This is a genomic window from Ruegeria sp. TM1040 (genome assembly GCF_000014065.1).
In the GTDB taxonomy this organism is placed as follows: domain Bacteria; phylum Pseudomonadota; class Alphaproteobacteria; order Rhodobacterales; family Rhodobacteraceae; genus Epibacterium.
Genome location: NC_008044.1, coordinates 1,484,056 through 1,498,882, shown reverse-complemented (window position 1 = coordinate 1,498,882; position 14,827 = coordinate 1,484,056). Strand labels below are relative to the sequence as shown.

The window sequence follows — 14,827 nt, the reverse complement described above, 5'->3', positions numbered from 1 at the left end:
GTGACCCATGAGTGCTGACGCCAATCCCGACCTCAAGAGCGCCGATATCGGCTTGATTCAACAGATTCTGCCGCATCGCTATCCGTTTTTGCTGGTGGACAAGGTGGTCGATATCGACGGCTATCAATCCGCGCGCGGCATCAAGAATGTCACCATGAACGAGCCGCATTTTCAGGGCCATTTCCCCGGTACTCCGATCATGCCCGGTGTGACCATCGTCGAAGCGATGGCGCAGACCTCTGGTGTGATGCTCGGGGTTGGCATGGATCTGATCGGCACCGATATGCTGATCTATTTCATGAATATCGACAAATGCAAATTCCGCCGCAAGGTTGTTCCCGGTGATGTGCTGGAAATGCATGTGGAGACGGTGCGCGGCAAACCCGGTGGCAAGATCTTCAAGTTTTCCGGTCGCGCCACCGTTGATGGCGAACTCGCCGCTGAGGCCGAGTTCACCGCGATGATCGACCGGGACGGAAAGGACGGCTGATGAGCACGATTCACCCCAGCGCCATTATCGAGGATGGCGCCAAAATCGGCGAAGGCTGCGAAATCGGCCCCTTTTGCATCGTCGGCGCTGAGGTGGTGTTGGGCGACCGCGTGGTGCTGAAGTCCCATGTGGTCGTGACCGGCGACACGGAGATCGGCGATGACACGGTTGTGTTTTCCTTCTCTGTGCTGGGCGAGATCCCGCAGGATCTGAAGTTCAAGGGCGAGAAGTGCCGCACCGTGATTGGCAAGCGCAACCGCATCCGCGAGCACGTGACCGTGAACGCGGGCACCGAAGGCGGCGGCGGCGTGACCCGGATCGGGGATGACGGGCTGTTCATGGCTGGCTGCCACATCGCCCATGACGCGCAGGTGGGCGACCGTGTGATCGTGGTGAATTCTGCCGCAATTGCAGGGCATTGTGTGCTTGAGGATGACGTGATCATCGGCGGGCTGTCGGGCATCCATCAATGGGTGCGCATCGGCCGCGGCGCAATCATCGGCGCTGTCACCATGGTGACGAATGACGTTATTCCCTACGGTCTCGTGCAGGCCTCGCGCGGCGAATTGGATGGGCTCAATCTTGTGGGCCTGAAACGGCGCGGTGTGAGTCGCGCGGACATCACCGCCCTTCGTGCAGCCTTTCAGATGCTGGCGCAGGGCGAGGGGACGTTCTCCGAACGCGCCCGCCGCTTGGGCGATGAAAACGACAGCGAATATGTGCAGGAAATCGTGGCCTTTATCACCGGTCAGAGCGACCGCCACTTCCTGACTCCCGGCGGCTGAGAAAGGTCCGATTATGATTGCACTCATTGCTGGTCGCGGTGCCTTGCCTGCGGAGCTCATCGCACGTCTGCCCGAGCGCCCAATGGTTTGCGCCATGTCCGGATCAGAACCGGATCAGGTCGAGGCGGATGTGACCTTTCGCCTCGAACAGCTTGGCAGCTTTCTGGAGGAGCTGAAGTCCAAAGGGATCACGCAGGTCTGCATGGCCGGGGCAGTGACGCGGCCACAGATCGACCCAAGCGCGATTGATGGCGCAACCTTGCCGCTGGTGCCCGTGTTGCAAGCGGCCATCGCCGCAGGCGACGACGGTGCCTTGCGTGCGGTGATCGGCATTCTCGAACAGAGCGGTTTTGAGGTGAAGGCCGCACATGAGATCGCGCCGGATCTTCTGATGCCCGAGGGCGTGCCTACCAAGGTCAAACCTGGCGAGATCGACAAGGCGGATGCTGAACGTGCCGCCGTGATTGCCTTTGGTCTTAGCGCCGCAGACATCGGTCAAGCCTGTGCCGTGCGCTCCGGGCAAGCGATTGCGATTGAGACGCTTTTTGGCACCGACTGGATGCTCGAAAGCCTTGCGCAACGCCCGGACGGGCAGGGCGGTCTGTTCTACAAGGCCCCAAAGGCCGGGCAGGACAGACGCGCGGATCTGCCCACCATCGGACCGGCAACCGTCGCAGGTGCAGCACGCGCTGGTCTCAACGGGATTGTGCTCGAGGCGGAGGGCGTGATTGTGCTCGACCGAGAAGAGGTAGTGGCCGCCTGCGACCGCCACGGCCTGTTCCTCTGGTTGCGCGAGGCCTGAGCCTTGGGCCTCAGGGTGTTTGTCCTTGCGGGGGAGCCTTCGGGTGACCGCCTTGGCGCGGCGCTCATGCGGGGCCTCAAAACGCTCGCGCCCGACGTTTCCTTTGAAGGCGTCGGCGGCAGTCTGATGCAGACCGAGGGGCTGAAGTCGCAATTTCCCATGGAAGAGCTGTCCGTGATGGGGATTGCCGAGGTCTTGCCGAAGTATTTCGACCTCAAGCGCCGCATTCAGGAAACCGCCGATGCGGTGGTGGCGATGAAGCCTGACGTAATGATCACCATCGACAGCCCTGATTTTTCTCTGCGGGTGGCAAAGTTGGTGAAAGACGCCAGCGATATTCGAACCGTTCATTATGTTGCGCCCTCCGTCTGGGCGTGGCGGCCGGGGCGCGCGACAAAGATGGCGAAGGTCATCGATCATGTGCTGGCACTGTTGCCGTTCGAGCCGCCTTATATGGAAGCCGCCGGGATGGAGTGCGATTTTGTCGGCCATCCGGTTGTGGCTGAGCCCAAGGCGAGCGAGGCGGAAATTGCAACGTTTCGCGCGGCGTTTGATCTGGGCGATGCGCCCGTTCTCTTGGCGCTGCCGGGCTCGCGGCGGTCCGAGGTGGAGCGCCTTGCTGATGTGTTCGGTGCAGCACTTGCACAGTTCAAAGCCAAACACCCCGACCACCGGATCGTTGTCCCATCCGCATCACATGTGGCGCCTATGGTGCGCGAGGCACTGGCGAATTGGCCTGCGGACAGCCTCGTGCTGGATCCGGCGGATCATGCGCCCGCAGTGTTTGCCGCGCACAAGCGCGCAGCCTTTGCCACTGCCGATCTGGCGCTGGCTGCGTCTGGGACTGTCTCGCTCGAATTGGCCGCGGCGCGTACACCGATGGTGATTGCCTATCGGTTCAACTGGCTCACCTGGCAGATCATGAAGCGCATGGCGCTGATTGATACGGTGACATTGGTCAATCTGGTGAGCGACACCCGCGTGGTGCCGGAATGCCTTGGTCCCAATTGCACCGCCGAAACCATTGCGGCGCGTCTCGATCAGGTGTCGATGGCACCCGAGGCGCAGCAAGATGCCATGCGCCTCACGATGGAACGGGTGGGGGAAGGCGGTGAAGCGCCGGGTCTACGTGCCGCCCGCGCAGTTCTCGCGCGGCTCCCATAAGCCTGAGCCGGCCCTTTTTGTATCAAGCAAAAGAAAAGGGAGCCCGAAGGCTCCCGCATTTTTTGGTTTACTGACCCTTCCAGATCCAACCGCCGCCATAAATTCGGCTGCCATTGGGGTCGTAGAACACGCAGGCCTGACCGGGCGAGATGCCTTCTTCGGCAGAAAAGAGCTCCACCTCGGCCTCTGTCTCTGAGATCGGGCGGATGATCGCGTCGCGCGGCGGGCGGGTAGAGCGCACTTTGACGCTCAGGTGCCATTCGTCACGGCTGGTAAAAGGTGCATCGCCCAACCAGTTGATTTCGCGTACAGGCACCCGGCGGGTGGCCAGCATTTCCTTGGGGCCGACGATCACCTGTTTCTGGTCCACATCAAGCTTCACCACGTAGAGCGGCTCGCTGAGCCCCCCGATGCCAAGACCGCGGCGTTGACCGATGGTGTAGTGAATCACCCCGTTGTGTTCCCCCAACACGCGGCCATCAGCATGCACGATCTGTCCGGGTTCAGCAGCACCAGGGCGCAGTTTCTGGATGACCGAAGCGTAATCGCCATTGGGCACAAAGCAGATATCCTGACTGTCCGGTTTATCAGCAACCGACAGGCCATACTGCGCCGCCATCTCGCGGGTTGCGTCCTTGGAAGGCAAATGGCCTAGCGGGAATCGCAGAAAATCGAGCTGCTCTGGTGTGGTGGAGAACAGGAAATAGCTCTGATCGCGGTTGGCATCCTCGGCAGAATGCAACTCCGGCCCGTGTTCCCCCATCTTGCGCTGGATATAGTGGCCGGTTGCCATGCAGTCAGCCTCCAGATCCTTGGCCGTTTCCAGCAGGTCCTTGAACTTCACACGCTCATTACAGCGGATGCAGGGCACCGGCGTTGCGCCCGCCAGATAGCTGTCAGCAAACTCGTCGATGACGGCATCCTTAAAAATGTTCTCATAATCCAGAACATAGTGCGGAAAGCCGCGTTCCTCTGCGACACGGCGTGCGTCGTGAATATCGATGCCCGCACAGCAGGCGCCTTTTTTCGCAAGCGCCGCGCCGTGATCATAAAGCTGCAACGTCACACCCACCACATCATAGCCCTGATCGGCCAAATATGCTGCCACAACAGAGCTATCTACGCCGCCAGACATGGCGACGACGACACGCGTCTCGGCGGGAGATTTTGCAAAACCTAGCGAATTCACTGGTGCCTCGTTGTCCAGCGCCATGGCGTACTCCTTACGAGTCGAGTGGGGAAGATGGAAAGCATCGAAGAATATAGGAAAATGCTAAGTATTCTCAAGGGGCCGATTTCACTTCGCGTTAAGGCCTCCGCGCCACTCTGCCCGTATCAAGCTGAATACGCATCCTAGTAAGGGCATAGCGATGTTTTTAAAGAAAGTTGATGGCCCCCGTGCGGTCACTCTGCCGGACGGAACAGTCATGACTCGGGCGGATTTGCCGCCTCAGACCACGAAACGCTGGGTTGCCTCGCGCAAGGCGGCCGTTGTGCGCGGAGTTTTGTACGGATTGATTCCCCAGACCGAGGCATTGCGCCTCTACAACCTCAGTGAAGAGGAGTTCAGAAGCTGGGTTGCCGCCGTTGCTGATCATGGCGAAGACGCATTGAAAACCACGCGCCTAAAGGATTTCCGTAATCCTTAAGGTAAAAACCGCCGCGTTAACTTGTGTGATCCTAAAAAATTAACCAACATGGTAACGAGACATTAACCTTTTCGCAGCAAGGTTAACGCAACCTGAGGACAACAGAGTACAGGCGGAGACCTAATATGCGCATTCTTCTGGTCGAGGATGATCCCACGACAGCGAAAAGCATCGAGCTGATGCTGACTCATGCGAACCTGAACGTTTATACCACGGATCTTGGCGAAGAGGGCATAGACCTGGCCAAGCTCTATGACTACGACCTGATCCTTCTGGATCTTGGTCTGCCGGATATGAACGGCCATGAGGTTCTGCGTCAGCTGCGTTTGTCGCGTATCGAGACCCCGATCCTGATCCTCTCCGGTGCTGATGACACCGAGAACAAGATCAAAGGCTTTGGCTTTGGCGCGGATGACTATCTGACCAAACCCTTCCATCGTGAAGAGCTGGTCGCCCGGATCCACGCGATCATTCGTCGCTCGAAAGGGCATTCGCAGTCGATCATCAAGACGGGCAAGATCTCGGTTAACCTTGACGCCAAGACCGTTGATGTCGAAGGGAAATCTGTGCATCTCACTGGTAAGGAATACCAGATGCTCGAGCTGCTCTCGTTGCGCAAGGGCACAACCCTGACCAAAGAGATGTTCCTGAACCACCTCTATGGCGGAATGGACGAGCCCGAGCTCAAGATTATCGACGTCTTTATCTGCAAGCTGCGCAAAAAGCTCAGCACAGCAACCGACGGCGAGAACTATATCGAAACCGTCTGGGGCCGTGGCTATGTGCTGCGAGATCCGCAAGAAGATCTCTCCGCTGGTGGGCCACGCATGGCGGTCGGCGCCTGAACGTCAGACGGGCCATCATAGCCCATTCATTTAAAAACCCCGTCGGGCTGAGCATCCCGGCGGGGTTTTTGCGTCTCTAGATCTGACACTGGACCTCTCTCATTGCGGGCACTATCACCATGGGCAGAACACTACCCAAAGGGCGGAGCCAGAATGACAGAGCAGGATCCCCGGTCGATGGATGAGGCCGACGCGCGCGCTGAGTTTGAGGCGCTGCAGACCAAGATCGAAAAAGCCGATCACGACTATCACCAAAAAGACGCGCCCACTCTGTCGGATGCGGATTACGATCGCCTCAAGCGTCGCTATCTGGCCCTTGCAGACGCCTTTCCCATCTTGGCCAAAGACGGCACCCGTGTAGCGAGCGTTGGCGCGCCGGCCGCCTCTGGCTTTGGCAAGGTCACCCATGCGCAACGTATGATGTCCCTCGGAAATGCGTTTGAAGATCAGGATGTTGAGGATTTTGCTGTCGGGTTGCGCCGCTATCTGGGGCTCTCCTCCGAGGCTCCGCTCGCCTTCACCGCAGAGCCGAAAATTGACGGGCTTTCGCTTTCCCTGCGCTATGAGGCGGGCAAACTTGTGCAAGCTGCAACCCGCGGCGATGGCGCGGTGGGGGAAAACGTCACCGAAAACGCCCGCACCATCAGCGATATTCCGCAAGAAATCTCTGGCGCGCCCGAGGTCCTGGAAGTGCGTGGCGAAGTCTACATGAGCCACGCAGATTTCGAGGCTCTGAATGCGCGTCATGCCGAGACCGGCGGCAAGATATTTGCCAACCCGCGCAATGCGGCGGCGGGCTCGCTGCGCCAGCTCGATGCTGAAATCACCCGCGCCCGACCTTTGCGGTTCTTTGCCTATAGCTGGGGAGAGCTGTCTGAACCTCTCGCAGAAACGCAAATTGACGCGATCGAGAGACTGGCGTCCCTTGGCTTTCAGACCAATCCGCTGACACGCTGCTGCGAGCAGATTTCCGAGCTGCTCGCGCATTATCACGCCATCGAGGAGCAGCGCGCGGATCTCGGCTATGACATAGACGGAGTTGTTTACAAGGTGAACGATCTGTCCTTGCAAGAGCGTCTTGGCTTTCGGTCAACGACGCCACGTTGGGCCATTGCGCATAAGTTTCCGGCCGAGCTGGCCTGGACCCACCTTGAGGGGATCGACATTCAGGTTGGACGCACCGGCGCCCTGAGCCCGGTTGCGCGTCTGCATCCGGTGACCGTGGGCGGTGTGGTTGTCTCCAACGCCACGTTGCACAACGAAGACTATATTGCGGGACTTGATTCCAAAGGCGCTCCGATCCGGGGCGGCAAGGACATCCGCGTCGGGGACTGGGTGCAGATCTACCGCGCGGGCGATGTGATCCCAAAGGTCGCCGACGTCGATCTGAGCCGACGCCCCGAGGGCACGGAGCGTTATGCGTTCCCCACGCGCTGTCCCCGATGCGACAGCCCCGCGGTGCGCGAAGAAGGTGATGCTGTGCGACGTTGCAGCGGCGGGTTGATTTGCCCGGCGCAGGCGGTTGAGAAACTCAAGCATTTTGTCTCGCGCGCGGCTTTTGACATCGAAGGGCTGGGCGCCAAACAGGTGGAACAATTCCACAGCGATGGATGGGTGAAGGAACCCGCCGATATCTTTGAGCTCCAACAGAGATATGGCTCTGGTTTGCAGCAGTTGAAAAACCGCGAAGGCTGGGGGGAGAAATCTGCGTCTGCTCTGTTTGCAGCCATCGAGGACAAGCGGCGAATTGAGTTTGCCCGGCTCATTTTTGGCCTCGGGATCCGCCATGTGGGAGAAGTTGCCGCCAAGGACCTTGCCCTGCATTTCCGGACCTGGAGCGCCCTGGCGGAGGCCGCGGATCTCGCGCGCGCAGCGGCGTTGGCGCACCGGGCTGCGGATGAAGCCGAGATTGTTGAACGGCAGGAGGCACAAGCCAGTGCGCGCCGTGCAAAAATCTCTGAGGCCCGAAATGCCGCGGTTGCAACCTGTGCAGTTGCGCCGGACTCGCAGGCGGCGTGGGATGATCTCATCAGTGTGGATGGGCTTGGCCCAACCGTGGCTTTGTCTTTGTCGGATGCCTTTGCCAACCCCGAAGAACGCGCCGCTTTTGATCGTCTGATCGCGCATCTAGAGATTATTGAACCGGATGCCCCGGCAGATGACAGCCCCGTTGCGGGCAAGACCGTCGTCTTTACCGGCACGCTCGAAAAAATGACCCGCGCCGAGGCAAAGGCGCGCGCCGAGGCGCTTGGGGCCAAAGTGTCTGGGTCGGTGTCAAAGAAAACCGATATTCTTGTGGCCGGACCGGGCGCGGGGTCGAAGGCCGCCAAGGCTGCAGAGCTCGGCATTCAGACATTGGATGAGGACGGATGGCTGGACTTGATCGGGCAGGCATAGACGCATCATGAGCGGTCGCCCAGAACAATTGTTCCCGCTTTTCGCGGAACTTGAGACCTTGCAAGGCGTCGGACCAAAGATTGCCGAGCATTTTGCGCAGCTGCATATCACGGCCCCCCGCGATCTTCTGTTCTCGCTGCCATACAGCGTTGTTGACCGGCGTAGGCGCGAAACCATCCGGGGGTTGGATCTGCCGACGACCGCAACGGTCGAAGTCACCGTGGGGCGCCATCGTCCGGCCCGCAACCGGGGCGGTGCCTATCGCATCGACGTGACGGACCAGGAGACTGAGTTTCAGCTGGTCTTTTTCCACGGCCGAAGCCGGTATCTGACCGCGCAATTGCCGGAAGGCGCGCGGCGTGTGGTTTCGGGCAAGCTTGAGCTATTTGATGGCATGGCTCAGATGGTCCACCCCGAACACATGCTGCCGCTAGAAGAAGCCGGGGACATTCCGGACTTTGAGCCGGTCTATCATCTGACACACGGCATCACCCAAAAAACCATGTACAAGGCCGTCCAGAGCGCCCTTGCGCGGGTGCCGGATCTCACAGAGTGGATGGATCCCGCGCAAAAAACGAAACAGGGCTGGCCGGATTGGCACGCGGCGATTTCTGCCGCACATGCGCCCGCGACGCTGGAGGATCTAGGCGCACAGGCCCCGGCGCGCGCGCGCCTTGCCTATGACGAGCTTTTTGCGCACCAGCTTACACTTGCGATTGCCCGCTCGGTGGAGCGGGACCTGCCGGGACGGCGGTCAGTCGCGACGGGCACGCTGCAGAGAAAGGTGCTTGCCACATTGCCCTATCGCCCCACCGGGGCGCAGGGGCGAGCCATAGAAGAGATCACCGCCGATATGGGCTCTGAGCGGCGCATGAACCGTTTGCTGCAAGGCGACGTGGGAGCGGGGAAAACGCTGGTCGGTTTCATGGCGCTTCTGGTTGCGGTCGAGGCTGGCGGTCAGGGTGTGATGATGGCGCCGACAGAAATCCTTGCGCGGCAACATCTTGAAGGGCTCAAGCCGCTTGCCGAAGACGCCGGTGTCGTTCTTGAGATCCTGACCGGACGCGACAAGGGCAAGGACCGTCGCGCCAAACTGGAGTCCCTCGCGCGGGGCGACATCCATATTCTTGTCGGCACTCATGCGGTGTTCCAGCAAGATGTCGTCTTTGACGATCTGCGCCTCGTGATCGTCGATGAACAGCACCGCTTTGGCGTGCGGCAACGCATGGAACTGGCTGAAAAAGGCAAGCGCGCGGATGTTCTTGTCATGACCGCGACGCCGATTCCGCGCTCGCTGGCGTTGACCCAATATGGCGATATGGAGGTCTCGATCCTCGATGAAAAACCGCCAGGACGCAAACCGATCAAGACTGCGATTCTGAGCACAGAGCGGATGTCCGAGGTTGTGGACCACCTGCGTCGTGCCATCGACGAGGGACGGCAGTGTTATTGGGTCTGCCCGCTGGTTGAGGAATCCGAGGTGATGGATCTGACCGCTGCGGACGAGCGGTTCAAACACCTGCGCGCGGTCTTGGGCGAGGAGGTGGTGGGGCTGGTGCATGGCCAAATGCCGCCAGCGGAAAAAGATGCCGCCATGCTCGCGTTTCAAGAAGGCCGCACCCGTGTTCTGGTGGCGACCACCGTGATCGAGGTCGGGGTCAATGTCCCCAACGCGTCGATCATGGTGATCGAACGTGCCGAGATCTTTGGCCTTGCCCAACTGCACCAATTGCGGGGACGGGTGGGGCGCGGCGAGGCGCAGTCCACCTGTTTGCTGATGTATCAGCCGCCCCTGACCGAAGGCGGACGCAAGCGGCTCGAGGTGCTGCGCGAGAGCGAAGATGGATTTGTCATCGCCGAAACCGATCTGCAAATGCGCGGTGCCGGAGACGTCATCGGCACGGCACAATCTGGTTTGCCACGGTTCCATATCGCGGATCTCGAGCGTCAGTCGGATCTGATGGCAATCGCGCAAAGCGATGCGCGCGCATTGATGACCTCGGATCCCGATCTCTCCAGTGCGCGCGGGCGCGCAGCAAGAACGCTCTTGTGGTTGTTGCGTCAGGATGAGGCTATCCGGTTGATTTCAGTCGGCTAATTGGCCTGTGTTCCTATCCTGACAGATTTTTGTTCCAGTTTGTTCGCAAATGTTCTTAGAAAGTTCTTTACACGACTCGCTTAAAATGAGAACAAAAGGACAACAAGACGTTGCAAACGTCAGACAGAGATCGAGGAGGTTTTCAGATGGTCACGCAATTCAAAACCGCGCTGCGCAACGCACAATCCACATTGCTGCAGGATACTCTCGGTGCGGCCGCTTTGGTCGTGATGTTGATCGTGGGCCTGCATCTTCCGGGTCTCGTCTGAGCGACGTTTTTCAGTTTCGTAACCCGTTCTCAGTTTCTTCTGTGCTGTCATGCCGGGGGCACCAGCCTCAAGTCCCGTGTTAGGATCGATTGCCTGTTCGATCCGCACCAGAAACTTCGTTTCTGGTGATTGGTGCCCACCGGGTCCCGCATGACCGCGCGATCACTTGCCGCCGCCATCTGCCCGGATGAGCGGCGGTTTTTTCTGTTAACGTGGGATGTTGCAGGTCAACCGGATCAGGCGCAGTCTGCTTTTTGCGCCGTTTGCATCGCCTCCAGCGTGGCCTCTAGCGCCAACATGATCGAGGCGTGACGGTTTTTGAAGTCCCGCGCAGGGATCAGTACTTCGAGCCCGTCGAACGGAGCCTCCGGCACCGGCCCGCCTTCGGTGAGCATTGCCTTCAGCTGATCACGGGCCCGCTCCACCTCGGCAGCGCTGCGTCCGATGATGGCGGCGCCCACAACGGCAGCTGCAGCCTGACCCAAAGCGCAGGCTTTGACGTCCTGCGCAAACTGCGCGACTTTTCCGTCCTCAAGGGTCACATCCACCGTCACTGTTGATCCGCAAAGCGGCGAGCGGCGTTTTACCGTGGCATCGGCCTGCTCGAGATGCCCAAGATGGGGAATATCAGCCGCCAGTGCGAGGATCTTGGTGGAGTAGAGCTTGATCAGATCGGTTTCGCCGGACATGTCGTGTTCCTGGGTTTCCCTTGCACCGTGTTCCTCATACATAGGGGCGTGCCCCTGAGATGCAAAAGGTTTTTAACATGCACGATTTGGTGAAGTTCTCGCCCGAGACGCTCAAATACAACGAAGCTGGCCTTGTGCCCTGTATTGCTCAGGATGTGGAAAGCGGCGAGATTCTGATGATGGCCTGGATGAACGCGGAGAGCGTCGCCAAAACGCTCGAGACCGGGCGGGTGACCTATTGGTCGCGCTCGCGCCAGTCGTTCTGGATCAAGGGGGAGAGTTCGGGCCATGTGCAGGAACTGGTCGAACTGCGCGTCGATTGCGACCGTGATGCGCTTTTGGCAATGGTGCGTCAGACCGGGCCTGCTTGCCACACCAATCGCCGCAGCTGTTTCTACACGGCTATTCGGGATGGCGAAGAGCATGAGATCATGACGCCAATATCCTGATCTAAAATGCTAATCTAGCCCGACGAGTTGTCTGATATCTTGCGGGCTGGCGCCCTCGGAACGGTATTTTGAAATGGCGCGGGCATCATCGCGTTTGGCAAGTCTCTTGCCCTGATCGTCCCGGATCAGGCGGTGATGATGGTAGCGCGGGACTGGCAGATCCAGAAGCGTCTGCAGCACCACATGGATCTGCGTGCTTTCAAAGAGATCCGCACCGCGCACCACATCCGTGATGCCCTGATCGGCGTCATCCACCACCACCGAGAGGTGATAGGAACTGCCCATATTGCGGCGCACCAGGATGATATCGCCGACTGCTTGCACAAGTTCTTCGGGATCAAGCGAGATATGGCCGCCAAGTTCCTCGGATGTCTCAATAAAACTCAGGGCTGGGAGCCGTGCGAGCGCCGCCTTCATATTGAGGCGGATCACGTCGGTTGGGCGTGCATCCGAGAGCGGTCGCTGGCGGCATGTGCCGGGGTAGATGCGCCCGTCGGGGCCAAACTGCGGCACACCCTCCTGAGGTGCGCCTGCCGCGGCCTCAATATCGGCGCGATTGCAGCGACAGGGATAGGTCAGCCCCAATGCGCTCAGGCGTTCCAGCGCGGCGCGGTATCGGGGCAAGCGTGAAGATTGGCGCAAGACCGGCTCCGGCCAACTGAGACCAAGCCAGGCAAGATCCTGATAGATCTGCTCTTCCCAAGAGGCTCGGGCGCGCGTCTGATCGATGTCTTCGATCCTCAGCAGAAATCGACCGTTCTGCTGGCGCGCAAAATCAGAAGCGAGCAACGCGGAATAGGCATGGCCCAAGTGCAGAGGCCCCGTCGGAGAAGGGGCAAAACGAGTTGTGAATGTCACACTTTTTCAATCACATAGACGCAGGCGTTCAGGTTGAGGCCCGGCAGGTGGGGGCCATGTTCCTTGAATAGCAACCGCGCAGCCCCGCAATCAAGCCATTCGTTCATGGCACCGATATATGAGGGGTCGGCAAGGGCATGATCGTTCAGCGAAAACGCCAGCAGATCGCCACGATTGAGGCAGTGCATCAGATGCCCAAAGACCGAGGCAGGTGCGGCTCCGGTCCCAAGCACGCCGCAGGCGACCACGGCCTTGTAGACGCCGGATTTGAACGGTTTGCGGCTGTCGGGGTCCACAACGGAGAGGTGACGATGGGCGCCTTTGCCTTGGGCGACCTTCAGCATCTCTGACGAAGGGTCCATCCCGTCGATCTGCTCATAGCCGACGCGTCGCAGCGCGATCCCCGAAAGCCCGGTGCCACATCCAAAATCGAGGAGGGGCGCCTCTGCGTCCGGTAGAACGGACCAAAGTGCATCTGCAATGCGACCCGGCGTTGCGTAGTTGTTCTCCGCAATCTCCGTGTCGTAGCTCTCGGCCCAGCGGTTGTAATGATCGACAGTCTCTTCGACTGTGTTCAACTCATATGTTTTCTCGAGGAATGTATCACTCATGATCCCAGTCTAGAGCCGGGATCATGAGTGCGTCCATCAAAAATTTGTGAGCCATTCCTGCCATGCCACCTTGGCGCGATCGGTATAGGCCTTGTAGCGGTCCTTGCGGCCACGACGTCCACCTTTCAGCCCCTCGACCGGGCGGAACAGGCCAAAATTGACGTTCATCGGCTGAAAAGTCTTGGCTTCGGCGCCGCCGGTGATGTGGTGGATCAAGGCCCCCATGGCGCTGTCCTGCGGCACCTGAGGCAGGTCCTTGCCGAGGATCTCAGCGGCGGCCATACGCCCGGCCAACAAGCCCATCGCCGCACTTTCCACATAGCCCTCAACGCCCGTCACCTGTCCGGCAAACCGAATGTTCGGCTTTGATTTCAGGCGCATCTCATGATCGAGCAGCGTCGGAGAGTTCAGGAAGGTGTTGCGATGAATGCCGCCGAGCCGCGCAAATTTGGCGTTCTCGAGGCCGGGGATCATCCGGAAGACATCCGTTTGCGCGCCGTATTTCATCTTGGTCTGAAAACCAACGATGTTGAAAAGCGTCCCGAGCGCATTGTCACGGCGCAACTGCACCACGGCCCAGGCCTTTTCGTCCGGCTTGTGCGGATTGGTAAGGCCAACGGGCTTCATCGGGCCATGGCGCAGGGTCTCGCGGCCGCGTTCTGCCATCACCTCGATCGGGAGGCAGCCGTCGAAATAGCCAGCGGTTTCGCCCTCATGGAACTCGGTCTTGTCTGCGGCCAGAAGCGCGTCGATGAAGGCCTCGTATTGGTCCTTGGTCATCGGGCAGTTGAGGTAGGCGGTGCGCTCTTCCTCGGTTTCGCCCTTGTCATAGCGCGACTGCATCCAGGCTTGGGACATGTCGATACTCTCGGCATAGACGATGGGCGCGATGGCATCAAAGAATGCCAACCGTTCTGCCCCAGTTTCGCGCTGGATCGCTTCGCCAAGCGCGGGCGAGGTGAGGGGACCGGTGGCAAAGATCCAGTGCCCCTCGGTGGGGAGGTCTGTGACTTCCTCGTAGGACACGCGCACATTGGGCAGCGCCTTGAGTTTGGCGGTCACGGATTCCGCAAAGGGATCGCGATCCACGGCCAACGCACCCCCAGCCGGAAGCCGGTGTTCACCTGCGGTGGTCATAATGAGACTGTTGGCCGCGCGCATTTCCCAATGCAAAAGCCCCACTGCATTCTGCTCGTCATCATCCGAGCGGAACGAGTTGGAGCAGACCATCTCGGCGAGGTTGCCGGTCTGATGGGCAAAGGTTTCAACCTTGGGCCGCATCTCGTGGATCACCACGTCAACGCCCATGTGCGCCGCCTGCCAGGCGGCTTCCGATCCGGCCATTCCGCCGCCGACGATATGAAGCTCTTGTGTCATGAAAGGCCACATAGGGCAGGCGGCCTTCGGGCGCAATATCGTCGTGCGCGCACGTTGTCTCTGAGGGGAAATTATTTGGGCCGCAGCTTCGAGGACGTCAAATCCGGGTGAGAGATCCGGTAGGAGGGACGATCCAAAGCTGCAGCCCCAATAGCGTGTAGCCGGTTGGCTTGCCCAACTCTTGCCACTTTCTTGCCTTCTTTAGAAGCCTCAATACGGAAACAATATCGCGCCATTCGTAAACAAAGACTAAATTATCCGAAAATTTTAGGAAAAACGTCAGAACACTCAGCGATCTGATTTGTCTCATAAAAATGCCGTGGCGTTTTTATCTTTGCCTCTTG

At 59.5% G+C, this 14,827-nt stretch carries 15 protein-coding genes; 10 read left to right on the top strand and 5 right to left on the bottom strand.

The window, feature by feature from the left end; translation table 11 throughout:
• The first annotated feature begins 7 nt into the window (after window positions 1-7).
• Genes fabZ through lpxB form a run of 4 tightly spaced genes read left to right on the top strand, consistent with a single transcriptional unit; the run spans window position 8 to window position 3,241 of the window.
• Entirely contained in the window at window positions 8-490 is a 483-nt protein-coding gene (fabZ, locus tag TM1040_RS11400) for a 3-hydroxyacyl-ACP dehydratase FabZ (protein WP_005617880.1), read from the top strand.
• A complete protein-coding gene (gene lpxA, locus TM1040_RS11395; RefSeq protein ID WP_011538741.1) occupies window positions 490-1,275 on the top strand; it encodes an acyl-ACP--UDP-N-acetylglucosamine O-acyltransferase in 786 nt (261 codons plus the stop codon). Before fabZ ends, lpxA begins: the two co-directional genes overlap by 1 nt.
• A 13-nt stretch (window positions 1,276-1,288) precedes the next feature.
• Window positions 1,289-2,077 (top strand): LpxI family protein, encoded by a 789-nt coding sequence (locus TM1040_RS11390; protein WP_011538740.1) that lies wholly within the window; start codon window positions 1,289-1,291, stop codon window positions 2,075-2,077.
• A gap of 3 nt (window positions 2,078-2,080) precedes the next feature.
• Window positions 2,081-3,241: a lipid-A-disaccharide synthase gene (gene lpxB / locus TM1040_RS11385; protein ID WP_011538739.1), complete on the top strand. Its 1,161-nt coding sequence runs from the start codon at window positions 2,081-2,083 to the stop codon at window positions 3,239-3,241.
• Between the two features lie 67 nt (window positions 3,242-3,308).
• Here lpxB and mnmA read toward each other — a convergent pair whose 3' ends face one another.
• Entirely contained in the window at window positions 3,309-4,454 is a 1,146-nt protein-coding gene (gene mnmA / locus TM1040_RS11380; RefSeq protein WP_011538738.1) for a tRNA 2-thiouridine(34) synthase MnmA, read from the bottom strand.
• A 157-nt stretch (window positions 4,455-4,611) separates the two neighbouring features.
• Between mnmA and TM1040_RS11375 the strand changes: the two genes are divergently transcribed.
• The 5 genes from TM1040_RS11375 to TM1040_RS20560 all read left to right on the top strand — a co-directional run bounded on the left by TM1040_RS11375 (window position 4,612) and on the right by TM1040_RS20560 (window position 10,499).
• The gene (locus TM1040_RS11375; RefSeq protein ID WP_011538737.1) at window positions 4,612-4,890 is read left to right on the top strand and encodes a DUF1153 domain-containing protein; all 279 of its coding nucleotides are present in this window, start codon (window positions 4,612-4,614) and stop codon (window positions 4,888-4,890) included.
• Window positions 4,891-5,015: 125 nt separating this feature from the next.
• Window positions 5,016-5,735, top strand: coding sequence for a response regulator transcription factor CtrA (gene ctrA, locus TM1040_RS11370; protein ID WP_011538736.1), 720 nt, complete (start codon window positions 5,016-5,018; stop codon window positions 5,733-5,735).
• Between the two features lie 177 nt (window positions 5,736-5,912).
• On the top strand, window positions 5,913-8,132 hold the full coding sequence (gene ligA, locus TM1040_RS11365) for an NAD-dependent DNA ligase LigA (RefSeq protein WP_011538735.1): 2,220 nt from the start codon (window positions 5,913-5,915) through the stop codon (window positions 8,130-8,132).
• Between the two features lie 7 nt (window positions 8,133-8,139).
• Window positions 8,140-10,230, top strand: coding sequence for an ATP-dependent DNA helicase RecG (gene recG / locus TM1040_RS11360; protein ID WP_011538734.1), 2,091 nt, complete (start codon window positions 8,140-8,142; stop codon window positions 10,228-10,230).
• A gap of 146 nt (window positions 10,231-10,376) precedes the next feature.
• Window positions 10,377-10,499 carry a hypothetical protein gene (locus tag TM1040_RS20560; protein WP_256378221.1) on the top strand — a complete coding sequence of 41 codons (123 nt, stop codon included), beginning with the start codon at window positions 10,377-10,379 and terminating at the stop codon, window positions 10,497-10,499.
• A 236-nt stretch (window positions 10,500-10,735) separates the two neighbouring features.
• Here the strand turns inward: TM1040_RS20560 and TM1040_RS11355 are convergent, their stop codons facing one another.
• On the bottom strand, window positions 10,736-11,188 hold the full coding sequence (locus TM1040_RS11355) for an iron-sulfur cluster assembly scaffold protein (protein ID WP_044027121.1): 453 nt from the start codon (window positions 11,186-11,188) through the stop codon (window positions 10,736-10,738).
• Window positions 11,189-11,247: 59 nt separating this feature from the next.
• Here TM1040_RS11355 and hisI point away from each other — a divergent pair, with 59 nt between their 5' ends.
• A complete protein-coding gene (gene hisI, locus TM1040_RS11350) occupies window positions 11,248-11,637 on the top strand; it encodes a phosphoribosyl-AMP cyclohydrolase (protein ID WP_011538731.1) in 390 nt (129 codons plus the stop codon).
• 9 nt (window positions 11,638-11,646) lie between these two features.
• Here hisI and gluQRS read toward each other — a convergent pair whose 3' ends face one another.
• From gluQRS to trmFO, 3 genes are read right to left on the bottom strand one after another with little or no spacing between them, the layout of a single operon-like run.
• Window positions 11,647-12,495 carry a tRNA glutamyl-Q(34) synthetase GluQRS gene (gene gluQRS, locus TM1040_RS11345; RefSeq protein ID WP_011538730.1) on the bottom strand — a complete coding sequence of 283 codons (849 nt, stop codon included), beginning with the start codon at window positions 12,493-12,495 and terminating at the stop codon, window positions 11,647-11,649.
• Window positions 12,492-13,106: a class I SAM-dependent DNA methyltransferase gene (locus TM1040_RS11340; RefSeq protein WP_011538729.1), complete on the bottom strand. Its 615-nt coding sequence runs from the start codon at window positions 13,104-13,106 to the stop codon at window positions 12,492-12,494. The genes gluQRS and TM1040_RS11340 overlap by 4 nt, the downstream gene beginning before the upstream one ends.
• 36 nt (window positions 13,107-13,142) lie before the next feature.
• Window positions 13,143-14,483, bottom strand: coding sequence for a methylenetetrahydrofolate--tRNA-(uracil(54)-C(5))-methyltransferase (FADH(2)-oxidizing) TrmFO (gene trmFO, locus TM1040_RS11335; protein WP_044027120.1), 1,341 nt, complete (start codon window positions 14,481-14,483; stop codon window positions 13,143-13,145).
• Window positions 14,484-14,827: the final 344 nt, after the last annotated feature.

Excerpts from the sequence above, each read along its gene's own strand:
- trmFO (WP_044027120.1), bottom strand. The coding sequence starts at position 14,483 with ATGACACAAGAGCTTCATATCGTCGGCGGCGGAATGGCCGGATCGGAA.
- hisI (WP_011538731.1), top strand. The coding sequence starts at position 11,248 with ATGCAAAAGGTTTTTAACATGCACGATTTGGTGAAGTTCTCGCCCGAG.
- fabZ (WP_005617880.1), top strand. The coding sequence starts at position 8 with ATGAGTGCTGACGCCAATCCCGACCTCAAGAGCGCCGATATCGGCTTG.
- ctrA (WP_011538736.1), top strand. The coding sequence starts at position 5,016 with ATGCGCATTCTTCTGGTCGAGGATGATCCCACGACAGCGAAAAGCATC.
- TM1040_RS11375 (WP_011538737.1), top strand. The coding sequence starts at position 4,612 with ATGTTTTTAAAGAAAGTTGATGGCCCCCGTGCGGTCACTCTGCCGGAC.
- mnmA (WP_011538738.1), bottom strand. The coding sequence starts at position 4,454 with ATGGCGCTGGACAACGAGGCACCAGTGAATTCGCTAGGTTTTGCAAAA.
- recG (WP_011538734.1), top strand. The coding sequence starts at position 8,140 with ATGAGCGGTCGCCCAGAACAATTGTTCCCGCTTTTCGCGGAACTTGAG.
- TM1040_RS11355 (WP_044027121.1), bottom strand. The coding sequence starts at position 11,188 with ATGTCCGGCGAAACCGATCTGATCAAGCTCTACTCCACCAAGATCCTC.
- lpxA (WP_011538741.1), top strand. The coding sequence starts at position 490 with ATGAGCACGATTCACCCCAGCGCCATTATCGAGGATGGCGCCAAAATC.
- TM1040_RS11390 (WP_011538740.1), top strand. The coding sequence starts at position 1,289 with ATGATTGCACTCATTGCTGGTCGCGGTGCCTTGCCTGCGGAGCTCATC.
- TM1040_RS20560 (WP_256378221.1), top strand. The coding sequence starts at position 10,377 with ATGGTCACGCAATTCAAAACCGCGCTGCGCAACGCACAATCCACATTG.
- ligA (WP_011538735.1), top strand. The coding sequence starts at position 5,913 with ATGGATGAGGCCGACGCGCGCGCTGAGTTTGAGGCGCTGCAGACCAAG.
- TM1040_RS11340 (WP_011538729.1), bottom strand. The coding sequence starts at position 13,106 with ATGAGTGATACATTCCTCGAGAAAACATATGAGTTGAACACAGTCGAA.